Here is a 15782-nt window from a genome sequence, read left to right as displayed (position 1 = left end):
GATGAAGCTCAACGCCGTTGCCGTCAGTTCGAACGTGATCCTGACGGGCGTCTTGTTGATGCTGCTCGGCGATTTCCTCTTTGCGCTCAACGACGCGATGGGCAAATGGCTGGTTGCGAGTTTCACTGTCGGCCAGGTGCTGGTGATCCGCTCGGTCGGTGCTTTCATCGTGCTCGGTCCGATGATAATCCGGCAAGGGACGCGGCAGCTCTTCATCGTCGAGCAGAAGAGGCTGCAGGTGATGCGCGTCGCAATGACGACCTGCGACGTCAGCCTGTTTTATGCCGCGGTTTCCTATCTGCCGCTTGCCGACGTCATGACCTTCTACATGGCAGGTCCGATCTATGTCGCCGCGCTTTCCCACTTCTTCCTCGGCGAGAGGATCGGCTGGCGCCGGTGGCTTGCGGTTTTCGTCGGATTTGCCGGTGTCGTCGTTGCGCTCCGTCCATCGTCTGCAATGTTGTCCCTGCCGTCTCTTTTTGGTCTGACGGGTAGCTTCGCCTTCGCGCTAACGCTGGTGATGAACCGTTATCTGCGCTCAACAAGCGACACCACGCTGGTCACCTGGCAGACGATCGCCGCTCTTGTCACGGGGATCGTCCTTAGTATCGGCCAGTGGCGTCAGGCAACACTTCTCGATTATTCCGGAATGCTGCTTCTCGGCGTCGTCGCGTCCTGCGCCCATCTGCTGATCACCCGCTCGCTGAAGCTTGCGCCCGCCTCGCTGCTGGCGCCGCTGCAATACACCCCGCTGTTATGGGCGATCGTGCTTGGCATGATCTTTTTCGATGATGTGCCTGACATGCAGATTCTCGTCGGTGCGGCGATCATCGTCGTTGCAGGGCTTTTCATCTTCCACCGGAAGAACCTCAGGGACACGATCACGCCGGACGCCGTTCCACCGGACGGACATTAAGCGTTCATTCGGAGAATTGTCCCGGCGGGATCAACCCGTTTTGATCCGCAGGCCGTTTTCATCGAACAGATGCCAATGGCCGGAACGGGGCGCAATGTTCAGGACATCGCCGCGCGCGACCCGGCTCTGGCCTTGCTGGTGGACCAGGATAGGCTCGCCGCTCGGAAGGGTGCAATGCAGGTAGCTGTTGGCGCCGTGCTGTTCGGCAACGGCGACCTCGGCGGGCCAGCCGCTTTCGCCGGCAAGGAAATCTTCGGGCCGCACACCGAGCGTCGCTTTCTGTCCGGCCACAAGCTCGGCTCCGGACGCCAGTTCCAGCGGCGGCAGGCCGGCGCTCTCGAAGGGGAGCCTCCCATTGGTCGAAGCGCCGATTGCGCCTTCGATGAGGTTCATGCGCGGCGAGCCGATGAAGCCCGCGACGAAGGTGTTGCGCGGGCGATTATAAAGATCAAGCGGCGCGCCGACCTGCTCGATCACCCCCTTGCGCAGGACAACGATCTTGTCGGCCATCGTCATCGCCTCGATCTGGTCATGCGTCACATAGATCATCGTATTGCCGAGCCGCTCGTGCAGTTTGGTGATCTCGACGCGCATCAGCACCCGCAATTCCGCATCGAGGTTGGAAAGCGGCTCGTCGAAGAGGAATATCTTCGGGTCGCGGGTGATGGCGCGGCCAATTGCGACGCGCTGACGCTGACCGCCGGACAGCTGGCGGGGGCGTCGCTCAAGCAGCGTGTCGATCTGCAAAAGCTTGCCGGCTGCTTCAACCCGCCGAACGATCTCGTCCTTCGGCATCCGGATATTCTCAAGACCGAAGCTCAGATTCTGGCGAACCGTCATGTGCGGGTAAAGCGCATAGGACTGGAAAACCATGGCGACGCCGCGATCGGCGGCCGGCGTGTCGATGACGCTTTCGCCATCGATGCGGATGTCGCCGCCTGTTGCCTCTTCGAGCCCTGCGATCATTCTGAGCAGCGTCGACTTTCCGCAACCGGACGGGCCGACGAAGACGACAAACTCGCCATCCTTGATATCGAGATTGATATCGGGGATCACCTGCAGCGGGCCAAAGGATTTGTTGACATTTTCAAGGACGAGGTTGGCCATGAATGAAACTCACTTGATACCCGTGGATGCGACGCCGACGGTGATGTAGCGCTGCAGGAAAATGAAGGCGCAGGCAAGCGGCAGCGCCGTCAAGGTCGTCATGGCGAGCAGCAGATCGTAACGGATCTCGAACTCGCTCTGGAAAGAGTTGAGCGCCAGCTGCAGCGTATAGACCTCGCGGCGATTGAGAACGATCAAGGGCAGCAGGAAATCGTTCCAGCGCGACAGGATCGAAAAGATCGCGACAACGGCAAGCGCCGGGCTGGAAAGCGGCAGGACGATCCTCCAGAAGATGCGCCACTCGCTCGCATGATCCATGCGTGCTGCTTCGATTAGTTCATCGGGGATCGTCAGCATGTACTGGCGCAGCAAAAAGACGCCGGTCGGCGTCGCGACGGTCGGCAAAATGACGCCCCAGAGATTTCCGACAAGTCCAAGCTCGGCAACGATGAGATAGGTCGGCACGAGAACGACGGTCGCAGGGATCATCAGCGTCGACAGGATCGAGATCAAGGCGACGTTGCTGCCTGCAAAGCGGTATTTTGAAAGCGCAAAGGCGGCCATGGAATTCATCACCAGTGTAATGATGGTCGCGACCGTCGTGATAAAAAGGCTGTTATAGACATAGCGGCCCATCGCCTGGCCGGAGCTTGCGACCAAATTGGTGTAGTTCTCGGTCGCAAGCCGCACCTTTCGCACGGCGACCGCGTCGGTCACGGCGACGGTGACGCGGCCGGCGCCGGGATTTTCCGGATCGATCATCTGCGCATTCCTGCCGACACGGCGGATTTGCGCAAGCCTAGCCTTCGTGCCGTCCTTTAAGGTTACATCGAAGAGCGGCAGCGGCTGGTCGAAACCTCCAACCATGGCTGTTTCGCTGGAATAGGGCAGAATGCTCGGCGGGAATTCCTGCAGATTGGCTTGCGTCTTGAAAGAAGACAGAACGACCCAGGCGACCGGCGTGAACATGATCAGCAGGCCAAGAACGAGGAAGCCATAGGTCAGCCAATCGGAAACATCGAGCCTGTTGCGGCCGCGCCGGGCAGACAGGAGGCCGCGCATGGAAGATCCGGATTTGGACAAGGCGACGTCAGCCATTTTGCGAATTCCTCGACAATCGGAGCTGCAGGCCGGTGAAGATCAAGAGCACCACGCCGAGCAGCAGGGAGGCTGCGGCCGCAAGGCCGAAATTGCGAGGCTGCACGGCGAAACCGACTTCGTAGATATACTGGACGATCAGCATCGTCGCAGATCCGGGACCGCCGCCTGTCAACACGTAGAGTTCGTCGAAGGTCTGGACCGAGCGAATGACGCAGAGCACGAAAACGACGAGCAGGACCGGCTTTAGAAGCGGCAGCGTGATGCGTGTGAACACACGCCAGTTCGTAGCAGAATCCATCTTGGCGGCCTCGTAGACATCGCGCGGGATCGACTGCAGGCCGGCAAGCAGGATAATCGTATAGAAGCCCATATGCGCCCAGACGGTGACGAAGACCGACCAGAAGAAGGCCGTATTTGGAAACACCAGCCAGTTGACGGGCGAAACGCCGAGCCAGGTCAGAACGCCGTTCAGCGCGCCGTTGCGCTGCAGGATCCACTGCCAGGTCAGGGCCACGACGACAGGTGAGAGCATGACCGGAAAGAAGAAGATGGCGCGGAAGAAGCCGCGGCCGCGGATCTCGCGGTTGAGGCAGACAGCCGCAAGCAGCGCGATGCCGATCATGGAGGTGACCTGGACGGGAACGAAAACGAGGCTGTTGGCGAGCGCCCGCCAGAACAGATCACTCGAGCAGGTGGATGCATCGAGATAGTTGGTGCAGTCGAAGAGCGTTTCGTAATTGACCACGCCGACGAAGGGCCGCTCGCTCGGATAGAGCCGGTCGCTGCCGGTCACCGAATAGAAGACGTTGATTGCGACCGGAAGGAGAGAGAAGAGCATGACGGCGAGGAGGTTCGGCAAAAGAAAGACCCAGGGCATACGCTTGATGCCGAGGATTTTCTGCAGTCCCGCCATCAAAGGCTCCGCGAGCCTTGCCGGCAGCAGGATGATGCCACCGGCAATTGCTGCAAGTCGAGCCCTTGTGCCCATACCGCTCTCCTTCCGGATCCGTCTGTCTATTGGCCAGCCGCCTTGATGGCGAGTTCGACGTCTTGCCTGACACGATCAAGTGCTGCATCGACCTCCAGTTCGCTGTTCAGGACCTGGCTGATGCGCGTCGTCAGTGCGTTCATCATGGCACGCTGATAACGCCAGCCCTGGAAGCGGTATGCTGCCGGCGCCATTTTTGGGATCTGGGCGATGTAGGTCGAAAGCGATTCCTGCGTTCGCTGCGAAGCACCCGGATATTGCACGCCGCCCTCGATCAGTGATTTAGATGCCGGGATTTCGACGGCTGCCGAGACGATTTCCGCATTGTTCTTGGACTGAGCGATATAGTCGATCAGCTTGCCCACGGCTTCCGGCTGTTTGGTGTGCTTGAAGCCGACGAGCGCCCCACCGCCGGGCATGACCGTGCAGGATGAAGGCCCGCAGGGCGCAGGTGCCACTTCCCAGTCGAAGAGGTCGCCGACCTCCTTATCCATCTGGCTCAGCGTCCAGGAGCCGCCGAAATAAAGCACGGTCTTGGCATTCAGGAAGTCTGTGAAGAGTTCGCGATGCGTCGCACCGCCGACCGCTCCCCAGAGATCCATCGGCATTGTCCCGTCCTTGTGCCAGGCGACGAACTGTTCAACGGCATCTTTCAAGCCCTTGTCGATAACAGGTTTGCCCTGGTCATCGACCAGTTCTGCACCGTAACTGATGGCAAGGCTGGCAAAGCGATGGCCGGAACGGTCCATCTCCATGGCGAATTCGGTATTGGTGGCCTTGGCCACGTTGCGCGCGGCTTCCGCCCATTCAGCCCAGGTAGCGCCTTCCTTGGGAACCGGAACGCCGGCCTGCTCGAATAAGGTGAGATTGACATAGGCGCCATTGACGGTGAGCGTCGTCGGCATGCCGTTGATCGCCTTGCTCGTCGGATCGGAACCGCGGAGCCACTGCAGCGTCTGGCTGTATTCCTTCTCGAAATTCGCCGCGTTCACATAGGGTGTCAGGTCGAGATAGTAGCGGCTCAAACCGCCGAGGTCGGTGATGATCGCAGCATCCGGACCCTCGCCGGATTCGAGCTGTACCGGCAGGCTTTCGACAAGCGACTGGTAGGGAACAGTCTCCAGCTTGACCTTGACGCCCGGATTCTCAGTTTCGTATCGTTTGACGACAGGATCCATCGTCAGGCAGCCGAAGCCGATATCGTCGCAATAAACGGTGATTTCCTGCGCCTGGACAATACCCATCGGCGCCGTGGCCGTAAGTAGCGTTGACGCCGCCCATAAGCCAATGCGGGTGAGTTTCATATTCAGCTCCTCCAGCGATCGCGGCCGAGCCTCCCGCCCGGGTGGCGATCTGCAATAAACATGTCTGGTCTTACCAGTTTGTCAACCGCTAAACTGAAAGATTTTCGGCCGGCTGAAATCCGGCAGAAGCGGCACATTTTGTCGCGATTTCGTCACAAAAACGTCCTTGACAGGTCCGAGCTTTGAGTATCTGGTTTGACCAATTACAAGGAGATGAGGGCCGCTGCTCCCGCGGCTTTTTGCAGGAGGAAGACATTAAAATGCTGAGATTTGCCGTTGTCGGGATCGACCATGGGCACACGTTCGATCATGTTAAAGGATTGCTCGCGGCGGGAGGAGAATTTGCCGGCTATTGCCCGAAGACCTCCGTTCCGGCGCTGCTCGAAAATTTCAAGAAGACTTATCCGGAGACACCGCAAATCGATCGCGAGGCGATTTTCGCCGATCCGTCCATCGACGTCATTTGTATCTCCGCCATTCCGCGCGATCGCGCCGGCCTTGCGATCCGCGCGATGAGAGCCGGCAAGGACGTGATGACGGACAAGCCGGGCGTCACGACGTTCGAGCAGTTGGAGGAGGTCAAGAAGACGGCAGCCGAAACGGACAAGATTTTCTCGATCTGCTTTTCCGAGCGTCATTGCGTTCGCTCGGCGGTCAAAGCGGCCAATCTCGTCAAGGAAGGTGCGATCGGCAAGGTCATCCAGACGCTTGGCATGGGGCCGCACCGGCTGCAGCTGCCGACGCGGCCGGACTGGTTTTTCGATCCCGAAGCCTTCGGCGGCATTATCGTCGACATCGCCTCGCATCAGGTCGACCAGTTTCTCTTCTATACCGGCTCGACGAGCGGCGAGGTGGTCGCAAGCTCGATCGGCAATTTCGGCATGCCGGAAAAGCCGGCGTTTCAGGACTTCGGCGAAGTGCTGCTTCGCTCCGATAAGGCTTCCGGCTATGTGCGCGTCGACTGGTTCACGCCCGAGGCGCTGCCGACCTGGGGTGATGGCCGACTGACCATTCTCGGCACCGAAGGCTACATCGAGCTTCGCAAGTACATCGACATTTCCGGCCGCCCCGGCAAGGATCACCTGTTCCTCGTGAATGGCAAGGAAAACACCTACATCGATTGCAGCAGCGAGAAGCTCGACTATTTTGAAGCATTCACCGCGGACGTGCGCGACCGCACGGAAACGGCGATGACGCAAACGCATGTCTACGAGGTCTGCCGCCTATCACTCGAAGCGCAGGCCAAGGCCGTCCGGCTCGGCGGACGATAGGAGGAGATATCATGACGAAGAAATTGCGCGTCGGCGTGATCGGCGCGGGCATCGCTTCCCGCCATCTCATCGGCTACGACTGGAACAAGGATCTTTTCGACGTGCCGGTGCTTTGCTCGCTGGACCAGGATCGCGGCCGCGAACTTTGCGCGACGCACGGCATTGCGGAATATACGCAGAACGTCGATGAACTCTTTGCGCGGAACGATCTCGACATCATCGATATTTCTACGCCGCCGGATTCCCACTTTGAGCTCTGCAAGATGGGTATCGAATCCGGAAAACACGTGATCTGCGAAAAGCCGCTCTTCGGCTCAATCGCCGACGTGGACGAGATGAGCCGCATCGTTGCGCGTTCCGGCGGCAAGAAACTTATGCCGATCTTCCAGTATCGCTACGGCTCTGGTCTTCAGAAGCTGAAGATGCTGATCGAACGTGGACTGACCGGGCGTCCCTTCATGACGACGATCGAGACCCATTGGTGGCGCGGGCCTGCCTATTACGAAGTCCCGTGGCGCGGAAAGTGGAAGAGCGAACTCGGCGGCGGCCTGCTTGGCCACGCGATCCATGCGCACGACATGCTGAACTACGTGCACGGCGCCTGCGCCGAAGTCTTTGCCTTTGGCGCGACGCTGGTAAATAAGATCGAAGTCGAAGACACGATGGCGCTTGCCGTCAAGATGCAGAACGGCTCGCTGGCGTCCCTTTCCATGACGCTCGGCTCGCGCAAGGAAATCTCGCGCCTGCGCTTCTGCTTCCATGATCTCGTCGCCGAAAGCATTCTCGAACCTTATACGATGGGTCGCGATCCGTGGACCTTCATTGCGGGAACCGAAGAACACCAGAAACGGGTCGACGAAGCGCTCGCAGGCTATCAAGTGAAGGAAGACGGGTATACCCGCCAGTTCGAGCTCTTCCATCAGGCGATCATCGAGGACAAGGAGCCACCGGTGACGCTGCAGGACGCGCGTAATTCGCTGGAACTGGTGACGGCTGCCTATCATTCGCAGCGCACCGGCACGCCGACGCCGCTGCCGATCACCGCCGAACATCCGCTTTACCACTCGTGGCTTCCGGACGAAGAGCGGCGTATGGCAGCCAGCGCCTGAGCGCCAAACAGAAATGCGCCACCCCTCTTAAGGGTGGCGCCGCAAGGAGGTATCATGGGGGCAGCCGTACCAGCGCTTCGGCTTCAGGGGGAACAGCGGCTTTATCAGATCGTTGCACGCCGTATTGCGCGCATGATCGAGGCAAACGCCAAAAACCCGGATTGGCGCATGCCTTCAGAGCGCGAGCTTGCTGAAGAACTCGAAGTGAGCCGCCCGGTCGTGCGCGAGGCGGTTATTGCTCTGGAGATGCGCGGTCTCGTCGAGGTCAAGGGCAGGGCCGGCATCGTCGTCCTGCCGGTCCGCGGCAACCAGGTCAATTTCGACAAGATCAGCGCGGATGCCGGCCCCGGCCCGTTCGAGCTTCTGGAAGCCCGGCTTGCAGTTGAGGCGAGTGCCGCCGCCATGGCGGCCGAACGCGCCACGAATTACGACATTGCCGTGCTCGAAGACTGTATCGCTCAGATGGAGCATGAGACCGATGTCACTCTGAATAACGAAAAGGGCGACCGCGATTTCCATATGACGATCGCCCGCATGACCGGAAATGCCATCATCGTTTCAATCGTCGAGGCGCTTTGGGTTCAGCGCGACGAGTCGCTGATGTGGAAAAAACTGCATGAGCATATCCATGCGCCAAGCGTGCGCCCGCTCTGGATCGGCGATCACCATGCAATCCTGACAGCGTTGCGCCTTCGCAATCCTGACGCCGCCTACAAGGCTATGGCCCGCCATATCCGCAACGTCAGCAACGAGTTGATGGAAGCGGACGAACGAGGGCGGTTTGCGCCCGAGGTCGTGCAGGCAGACGACTTGAAGCGCCGTTAGCCGTTTCAGGATAAGCGTTTTCTGGATCATGGTGCGGAAGCGTTCTCGTACATTGACCCCAACCTTGATGATCCGAGCGTGTCGAGCGGCAGTGCGACGCGGTCCTCGGCGACTTGAAACATTTGCTCTTCGGTTCCTTTTCATTGGCCCTGGGCCGGACGCTGTTTGTCGGTCCAGGACGGTGGCATCCCGACCTGAGAGGCCGCGAAGTCCACCAGACCGGGCGACCGGCCAAATTTCTCGCAAGCAGGGTATTTCGGCTTTCCACCAAGACCGGACTTGATTCTCTGTCCAGAAGGAATTTTTGGGAGGCCCTTGAAGGGCGTCTTGCCGGTGACGAGCATCTTGGAAAAATCACTGCCGAAGCTCGCCGCAAGCGAATAGGCGTCCCCAATCTGTGACACGCGCGCACTGGTGGTCACGAAGTTCGCTCCCTTTGCCCATACCATCGCACCCACTTGCTTGCCTTCCCTTGTGGTTGCCTCGGCCTCTACGGAAAGACCTCCAAGCCCCATGGGCAGCCTCGGGACGGGCACCGGAACGACGAAGTTGGCTCCGAGCGACGTTGCAGTCGAGAGGGCGGCCACCGTGGCATTGGTCGGCACGATGCGGGTGATGGTTGCGTTAACGACCAGATCCGCATCCTCTTTCCGCTCCACAACCACGAAACGATCGCTGACGCCAAGGCAGAGGGCGCGGCTGATTACATTCGCGACCAAGGCTTGATCGGAAGATTTCTTGATGGATAGTGCAGCACCGCCTGAAACCTTCGTTGGCTCAATGTAAATCGTTTTGGTTGATACAAGTTCGGTTGAAGCGACTCGATAATTTGCCTTGGTCAATCGCCCGTTGTTCGATGTCAAACTGTCGTAGGATGTCAGCGAATTTGCCCGTTCGAGTGGCACAGCGGCGCACCCACCAAGCGACAAAGCAAGGAGAGCGGGCGCAATCAGTCGATGACACGGCTGGATGCCTGCCAAGCCAAGTCGGGGATGTAACATTTCGTTCTCCTACTGGGTGAGGGAAAGTCGGTGCGGCTATCGCCACTGTGCTGCCTGTGTGGCTGTGAGCGTGTCGGTGAACGAAGGCCTGTCTTTCCACAGGCTGTCGCTTGCCATTTTTGCGTATCCGAGGTTGTAGACCGCACGCATGTAATTGGTGTTGAATGGATCGGTCATGCTGTAGGCGACCTGCGCATCGATCGAGGCCACACGGAACCGAATGCCGTTCTTTTGGGCATAGACGTAAGTGGCCACCAGCGCGCTTCGTGTCTGTGCCTTGATGAGGGAGGAATTCGCCCTGGCCATGACTGTAAACGTGTTGTTCGTGGTGGTTGAAAATTCAGACATCAGCGCGTTATTGATGATAATGTACATGTTTAGCTTCACGCCCTTGGGCCACTCGACCCTGTCCGAATTGGCCATCCATCCCTCCGGAATCGTCAGGATTTGGGAGGCCGACCCTCCGTCGGAGTGCATCTCCTCGAACGACCGATCGCTTGATTTTGCCTTGATGAGCACGGCTGGATAAAGGCCGGGGATGCTTGCCGAGGCGATGATAATGTCTCGGAAGAGTTGTAGCGCGTCGGGCCGGCCGCTGTCGGCGATGGCGCCCATGTTCCAGATCACCGCTCTTTGGGAATCGAGGTTCGAGGTCAAAACAAGTAGGCGCCGTCCCTTGCGATGCTCTGTGGCGATTTTCGCCAGTACGTCCAGCGTCAGGTACCGTTCGACCATCGTTCGAAGCGGCTTCTGCTTTAGCAGGCTTGCGCCCAACAGACCCTGAGGCAGGAAATCTGCATCGACCAACTCCTTGGCAACGCCGCTTGTGTACAGGTCGACGAGGATGTTGTCATAGGCCGAGCCAAGAAAGGCGTAAGGCGCAATCAGCGCACCCGTGCTGACGCCGCTGACGATGTCAAATTCGGGCCGCTGTCCCCTATCCGACCAGGCCTTCAGCGCCCCGACGCTAAACGCGCCTCCGGCGCCGCCGCCCGACAAAACGAGGTAGTTGATTTCCTTGTGTCTCGGGATGGGTAGCCACGCATGCGCCTCGGGCAGATTCCGGCTCGTATCCGCATAGATACGGATATCGCCAAACCCCTCGATATTGGCGGTCGCGGCAGCCTTCGGCCCGTAGGCAATACGGTCCGGCGCCATGCAGCCAGCAAGGAAAGCCAGCATGAAGATGGCAATTAGACGATGCACGTCTATCGCCTTGCGCCGGGCGACTGTTCGCAGGAGACATCCACGTCTCTGCCTGCCGCACAGCAGACATCCGCGAGTTCTGTTTGCGCGTTCCATAGTCTTATGGTGAAATTCCGCAGCATAAGGTAGCTTTTGAAATTCATTGTAATCTTCCTTCTGGATCGTATCTGCTGAATTAATTCAGGTTCGTCATTGCTATGGATTTTGTATTACTAAGAGTTGTTGCTCGTCCGCGACCGACATCCCATTGCAGAAGAGCAGCCACCTCATGTGTTGCCACGGTCAGTTCGCTATGCCTGTGACGCAATAAGCCTGTGCTCCGCTTAATGTGCCGGGAGCACGTTTACCCGGAAGATCGGAGGGCAGGCCTCATACGCCGCTGCACGTTTTCTCCCATGAACCGCATCGATGGTCGGATGGCGGCTTCAACCATCGCCGCCTCGATCTCTTGTCTTTTGACGGCGGCGTTGCATGGGCAGATGGCCAAGCCTTGCGATCTCGCGCGGTCTACATAAAAGTCTTCTTGAAGATTAATGGTTGAACTGACCGGACTTGGGCTGAGCCCGGTCAGTTTACCTCGGACCAATTGGGGCCAATTCGTCCGAGATAGACGACGGCAAGGAGCTGCCTTGCGAAGATCGTGAATGCCCTAGTAGGTTCGCGACACCGGGTCGCTATCGAACCCTAAGTCAGCTGGAATACCGGTCCTTAGATCGATCCCTTTCAATTAAACTCAGTTGTCAAACCTTCGGGTCCGCCAGCGCCTTCTCAGAAAGGCAGACGAACAAGAACTGGCAGGACTCCATTGCTTTGCCCGGCTTCGATGAGCTCAAAGACCGGCCACGGGATAAGGAAAATACAACCATCTCGTAGCGTCCTGAGAAAGATTCGGGGTTTTATTTCCAATTCGTTCGTGTCACGCCAGAGGGATGGCTTGGGAAGCAGCCTTGGTGTTGAAGCCAAATAATCTTGAAAGACTGTCCCAAAACGTTCCCGCAGGAATTTTTCTTCCTGGGCGACGGTTGCCGCAAAGACGACGAAGGCTGTCGCGACGAAAATTAGCATCGCCAAGATACTGCCCGTTTGCGCCCCGATACCAGCGATCCCCACCAGACTGAAGAAGTAGAGTGGATTGCGGGTTACAGAATATGGTCCGTCCATGACCAAGGTGGCACTTTTCCTTCCGCCCACGTACAGTGTCGACCACATACGTCCAAAGATTGCTACAAATGTTGCGACGAGACCTGTCGAAGCCAAAATCGTGTGAGCCAAGCCATCGCTCGGCCAGGACGACTGACTGATACAAACACCCCAAAAATACAAGAATGCGAGACTTCGAAGGATGTTGATGCGGGTGAGTTGGACAGTGGAAAGCGAAACATTGTTCACTGGTCTGCCTCAAAAGTTAGCCGCCCTCTAGCCGTGCTCGCGGCTTCTGGTGCCGAGTCGTAGCGGTCGTCCATCTCGCTAAACCACCACCGGATCGCGATCCCGATGCCGACGATGTATGGACCAAGAGACACATCGCAAAACAAGGTCAGCGACGCCTGATGCTCTCACTTCGATTGCTGGGAGAAGAACATAGGACGGCAGGACAGGAAGAGACATCCCCATAAGCGAGGCGAGGAAGGCGCTACTGAGGTCAATTGTTACCAGCAGCCTGTCAACCGCTTGGCGTGGATGTAGAACACACATATGGCTTGCTCCTGAGGGCTGAAGTTTCGCTTACCCAGATAGGCGGAAGACGTGTTTCTGTGTTTTAAGACATGTTAAGTTATGCTGTGGTGACCAAGGGAATGACCGATACCAAACCTCTTTGATGTTGACGCTCGAGATTCCCAAAAGGCGACCAATCTGAATCGATGGCGCAAACAGGAGGTTTGCGATGGGGTCAGCAGTTTCTTTACGGGCAGACTTTGATGGGGACAGGCTGCGTCTTCTGGACCGACAAACAAAAGATGCCAGGCAGGCGCGGCGCTCCTGGCGCTTGCGTCGATCTATGATGGTGGCTCACGCGAAGATGCTGGCCGGCTGGGACCCTGCAGTTCGTGCGTGACTGGGTGGTGCGCTTCAACGCGCGCGGCTTGGCCAACGGCCAAGCTCCAGGCAAGCCGTCGTTGTTGAACGACGATCAGCGCACGGCCTTAGCGCAAGCTTTTAAGCCCGGCCTAACGCCCTATCTCGATGGCGTCGTACACTGGCGTCTATGTGATCAGGCCCAATGGATGTGGGAGGAATTTTGCGATCGAACCGCTCATATGGTCGACTACCTCTCCTTGGCGAAAGCCTTTCGATCGAGTGCTTCTCCTTTGGCAGCGGACGGCATGCTGCTTTGGTGTTGAACAACCTGAGCCGGCGGCAATTGTATCGTCACTCGCAGACCATGCGGCAATATGTCCTCAAGCAACAGCGAGCCACCGTGACCTTTTACGATTTCATCCGCAATCGAAAGCCCCAGTCCAAAACCGCTGTTGGAATTTAGTGACCGGGCCTCGTCAACCTTGAAGAAGGGCTCCAGGACTTTACCGTGGAGCCCTTCTTCAAGGCCGGGGCCGTTGTCGCTCACAATGATGACCGCTCCACCTTGCGGACTATTGCGCAATTCGACAGCTACCTTCGTGCCGAACCTTACCGCGTTCTCCGCAATATTGGTGATAGCGCGTATGAGAGCCTTTTGTTGGCACAAATATCCAAACCGCTCTGGTCCGCAGTAAATTACGCTATGCCCGAGATCACAAAATTCCGACGCGATGGTCCGCAGAAGACTTGAAATATCAACCTTTCGAAGCGGTTCGACTGTAGCAGTGCTACTTAAATACTGAAGGCTTTCCTCAATCATAGTGGTAAGGTTGTCAATATCCGCCAGCATCGCTTCCCTTGACGCGGGGTCCTTCGAGCGCTCCACGCGCATTCGCAGTCGTGTCAGTGGCGTCCTTAGATCGTGGCTCACAGCCGTGAGCATCCGTGTGCGATCATCGACCATTTTACGAATACGGTGACGCATGTTGTTGAGCGCCATCGCAAGCGTGCGAAGTTCCTTGGCGCCTTCGGCGGTGAACTGTTCTCCTTCGTTGCCGTCGAGGCGCAGTCTCTTTGCCGCGTCGGCAAAGCGAACGAGAGGCGACGTGATCATGCGACTTATATAGAGCACCAGGAGGAGCATCGGCAGCATCAGGATGTTGGCTTTGGCGATGAACTCGACGACTGCGCTGAAAGATGAGGGCGAAACATCGGCACCGGTGAACCCGATGACGAGAGCACGCAGCGCGTCAAGGCGCACCGCAAGTGTACTGTGTCCCTCGCCATCCGAAGTGTTTTCAAGAACTACCGCTTCAAAATCGGCGGGCAGGACGTCCTGAAGCTCATCCAAGATGAGATGGTCATCCGTTTGACGCGCCCCTTCGCTACTGACATCGCTCCATGGCAGGATCTTCAATTCGAGACCGCTGGATGCGCTTGCCCTCACCAGATGCTCGACTTCGGCGTCATTTCTGGCGCTTCTGACTTGATTCACAAGCAGCTCGATTTGAGCGCCTTTGACCATAAGCATTTTTTCATTTTGGAAAATGAACGGCTCAGGTAGAACCGCAATAATACAGATAACCATCAACGGAACAGGAATAGATGCGAACACCATGAATTGTGTTCGTATGGACGCCTTGCGGAAGCGATCAATCATGGTGCTATCGCAACCTCCGGAGTGAAGATATACCCGCCCAGGCGCACAGTTTTGATGAATGTCGGATCCTTGTAATTCGGTTCGATTTTCTGCCGGACACGACTAACGTGTACATCAATGCTGCGTTCAACAGGTCCCGCAGAGCCTGCGTGGGTGAGGGCAAGTATTTCCTGGCGGTTCATTACCTTTCGAGGATTCTGGCAAAACACCAGCAGCACATCGAACTCCGCCGTCGTGAGCGACACATGAAAACCGTCACGGTCAGTCAATTCTCGGGTGACCGGGTCGATCCGCCAGCCCGCAAACGTCATCGGTTCCTGCTTTGGCTTGACTTGTACTGAATACGACGATCGGCGCAGGAGCGCCTTTATTCTCGCCAAAAGTTCCCTGGATTTAAACGGTTTTGTGACATAGTCGTCGGCGCCCAATTCCAATCCAACGACCCTGTCTATCTCTTTCGTTCGCGCGGTAAGCATGAGGATGGGTATTGTATCAAACGACCTGATTCTCCTGCATATGCTGAAACCGTCCTCACCTGGCAGCATTCCATCCAGGACGATAAGGTGGAAGTCCTTCTTTTTTAATACGCGGTCCATTTCAATCGACGATCCGACTGCCTCGGCGGCGTAACCTGCCTCCGTCATCAGGTCGATCAGCATGCTCGCGATATCCCGATCGTCCTCGACGACGAGGATTCGGGATGAAGCTTGAGTAGGAACGTTGTACACGATGTTATTCATAGGCTTGGCCATTTGTGTCGGGATCCGATTATTAGTAAGCCCGTTTCACAGGATGGTTGTCAGCAACAATTGTGTTTAATTTTGTTGCTGCGGTTCCACGACAGACTCCTTCGAGCAAACATCCGCTGCGTTTAAACCGGCGTCTACCCGTCCACATCTGCCACGAATGTGCTTCGCGAAAGCTCGTCGGAACTCAACTCAGCGGTTGGAGAACAAGCCATTGCCTAATTTGATCAGTGCGTTGGCAAAGACACCCACGCTGCGCATTCATCATTTCCGAAGTGCGTTGACACCTTCGTACAAAATGGAAGGCGCCTTTCCAAGATTGAAGCCGCCCGCGTGGCAAAACTATTCACCGATAGCCATGGAGAGCGGCTACCCGCCCACGAATACGGTCCGGTTGATCGTACTGACGCTGGAGCGGTTCATCGCCGTGGATGGCGGTTCTGCCAAAGCAAGACGGGATCCCGTCAGCACACTTCAGCTATTCGCCCACGGTTTGATAGAGTGTTGACTACCAACTGTGACATGGGCT

14 protein-coding genes are annotated in these 15782 nt (G+C 57.4%); 5 read left to right on the top strand and 9 right to left on the bottom strand.

Annotated elements, in window-relative coordinates; all coding sequences use genetic code 11:
- The first annotated feature begins 1 nt into the window (after position 1).
- Positions 2-916 carry a DMT family transporter gene (locus ACZ9BX_RS24475; RefSeq protein WP_476220660.1) on the top strand — a complete coding sequence of 305 codons (915 nt, stop codon included), beginning with the start codon at positions 2-4 and terminating at the stop codon, positions 914-916.
- 30 nt (positions 917-946) lie between these two features.
- On the opposite strand, the gene ACZ9BX_RS24470 is transcribed toward ACZ9BX_RS24475, so the two are convergent.
- The 4 genes from ACZ9BX_RS24470 to ACZ9BX_RS24455 are packed head-to-tail and all read right to left on the bottom strand — an operon-like array spanning position 947 to position 5416.
- Entirely contained in the window at positions 947-2023 is a 1077-nt protein-coding gene (locus ACZ9BX_RS24470; protein ID WP_476220658.1) for an ABC transporter ATP-binding protein, read from the bottom strand.
- Positions 2024-2032: 9 nt separating this feature from the next.
- On the bottom strand, positions 2033-3121 hold the full coding sequence (locus tag ACZ9BX_RS24465; protein WP_476220656.1) for a carbohydrate ABC transporter permease: 1089 nt from the start codon (positions 3119-3121) through the stop codon (positions 2033-2035).
- Positions 3114-4112, bottom strand: a complete 999-nt coding sequence (locus tag ACZ9BX_RS24460) for a carbohydrate ABC transporter permease (protein WP_476220654.1) — start codon at positions 4110-4112, stop codon at positions 3114-3116. The genes ACZ9BX_RS24465 and ACZ9BX_RS24460 overlap by 8 nt, the downstream gene beginning before the upstream one ends.
- Positions 4113-4138: 26 nt before the next feature.
- Positions 4139-5416, bottom strand: coding sequence for an ABC transporter substrate-binding protein (locus ACZ9BX_RS24455; protein ID WP_476220652.1), 1278 nt, complete (start codon positions 5414-5416; stop codon positions 4139-4141).
- A 260-nt stretch (positions 5417-5676) separates the two neighbouring features.
- Here ACZ9BX_RS24455 and ACZ9BX_RS24450 point away from each other — a divergent pair, with 260 nt between their 5' ends.
- From ACZ9BX_RS24450 to ACZ9BX_RS24440, 3 genes are read left to right on the top strand one after another with little or no spacing between them, the layout of a single operon-like run.
- Positions 5677-6687, top strand: coding sequence for a Gfo/Idh/MocA family protein (locus tag ACZ9BX_RS24450; protein ID WP_476220650.1), 1011 nt, complete (start codon positions 5677-5679; stop codon positions 6685-6687).
- An 11-nt stretch (positions 6688-6698) separates the two neighbouring features.
- Positions 6699-7796, top strand: a complete 1098-nt coding sequence (locus ACZ9BX_RS24445) for a Gfo/Idh/MocA family protein (RefSeq protein WP_476220649.1) — start codon at positions 6699-6701, stop codon at positions 7794-7796.
- A gap of 54 nt (positions 7797-7850) precedes the next feature.
- Positions 7851-8621: a FadR/GntR family transcriptional regulator gene (locus ACZ9BX_RS24440; RefSeq protein ID WP_476220648.1), complete on the top strand. Its 771-nt coding sequence runs from the start codon at positions 7851-7853 to the stop codon at positions 8619-8621.
- Between the two features lie 140 nt (positions 8622-8761).
- Here ACZ9BX_RS24440 and ACZ9BX_RS24435 read toward each other — a convergent pair whose 3' ends face one another.
- From ACZ9BX_RS24435 to ACZ9BX_RS24415, 5 genes are all read right to left on the bottom strand, one after another.
- Entirely contained in the window at positions 8762-9622 is an 861-nt protein-coding gene (locus ACZ9BX_RS24435) for a DUF3313 domain-containing protein (protein ID WP_476220647.1), read from the bottom strand.
- A gap of 36 nt (positions 9623-9658) precedes the next feature.
- Positions 9659-10828, bottom strand: coding sequence for a patatin-like phospholipase family protein (locus ACZ9BX_RS24430; RefSeq protein WP_476220645.1), 1170 nt, complete (start codon positions 10826-10828; stop codon positions 9659-9661).
- Between the two features lie 768 nt (positions 10829-11596).
- Positions 11597-12217: a methyltransferase family protein gene (locus ACZ9BX_RS24425; RefSeq protein ID WP_476220644.1), complete on the bottom strand. Its 621-nt coding sequence runs from the start codon at positions 12215-12217 to the stop codon at positions 11597-11599.
- A gap of 877 nt (positions 12218-13094) precedes the next feature.
- The gene (locus tag ACZ9BX_RS24420; protein ID WP_476220643.1) at positions 13095-14507 is read right to left on the bottom strand and encodes a sensor histidine kinase; all 1413 of its coding nucleotides are present in this window, start codon (positions 14505-14507) and stop codon (positions 13095-13097) included.
- Positions 14504-15259, bottom strand: coding sequence for a response regulator (locus ACZ9BX_RS24415; protein ID WP_037142712.1), 756 nt, complete (start codon positions 15257-15259; stop codon positions 14504-14506). Before ACZ9BX_RS24415 ends, ACZ9BX_RS24420 begins: the two co-directional genes overlap by 4 nt.
- Positions 15260-15467: 208 nt before the next feature.
- Between ACZ9BX_RS24415 and ACZ9BX_RS24410 the strand changes: the two genes are divergently transcribed.
- A complete protein-coding gene (locus ACZ9BX_RS24410) occupies positions 15468-15761 on the top strand; it encodes a hypothetical protein (protein ID WP_476220642.1) in 294 nt (97 codons plus the stop codon).
- Positions 15762-15782 lie beyond the last annotated feature (21 nt).

The sequence above is a fragment of the Rhizobium sp. USDA 3886 genome (assembly GCF_056279785.1).
The sequence above is the reverse complement of the archived record's forward strand: the minus strand, read 5'-3'. Positions and strand labels throughout refer to the sequence as shown.

Excerpts from the sequence above, each read along its gene's own strand:
- ACZ9BX_RS24475 (WP_476220660.1), top strand. The coding sequence starts at position 2 with ATGAAGCTCAACGCCGTTGCCGTCAGTTCGAACGTGATCCTGACGGGC.
- ACZ9BX_RS24470 (WP_476220658.1), bottom strand. The coding sequence starts at position 2,023 with ATGGCCAACCTCGTCCTTGAAAATGTCAACAAATCCTTTGGCCCGCTG.
- ACZ9BX_RS24465 (WP_476220656.1), bottom strand. The coding sequence starts at position 3,121 with ATGGCTGACGTCGCCTTGTCCAAATCCGGATCTTCCATGCGCGGCCTC.
- ACZ9BX_RS24460 (WP_476220654.1), bottom strand. The coding sequence starts at position 4,112 with ATGGGCACAAGGGCTCGACTTGCAGCAATTGCCGGTGGCATCATCCTG.
- ACZ9BX_RS24455 (WP_476220652.1), bottom strand. The coding sequence starts at position 5,416 with ATGAAACTCACCCGCATTGGCTTATGGGCGGCGTCAACGCTACTTACG.
- ACZ9BX_RS24450 (WP_476220650.1), top strand. The coding sequence starts at position 5,677 with ATGCTGAGATTTGCCGTTGTCGGGATCGACCATGGGCACACGTTCGAT.
- ACZ9BX_RS24445 (WP_476220649.1), top strand. The coding sequence starts at position 6,699 with ATGACGAAGAAATTGCGCGTCGGCGTGATCGGCGCGGGCATCGCTTCC.
- ACZ9BX_RS24440 (WP_476220648.1), top strand. The coding sequence starts at position 7,851 with ATGGGGGCAGCCGTACCAGCGCTTCGGCTTCAGGGGGAACAGCGGCTT.
- ACZ9BX_RS24435 (WP_476220647.1), bottom strand. The coding sequence starts at position 9,622 with ATGTTACATCCCCGACTTGGCTTGGCAGGCATCCAGCCGTGTCATCGA.
- ACZ9BX_RS24420 (WP_476220643.1), bottom strand. The coding sequence starts at position 14,507 with ATGATTGATCGCTTCCGCAAGGCGTCCATACGAACACAATTCATGGTG.
- ACZ9BX_RS24415 (WP_037142712.1), bottom strand. The coding sequence starts at position 15,259 with ATGGCCAAGCCTATGAATAACATCGTGTACAACGTTCCTACTCAAGCT.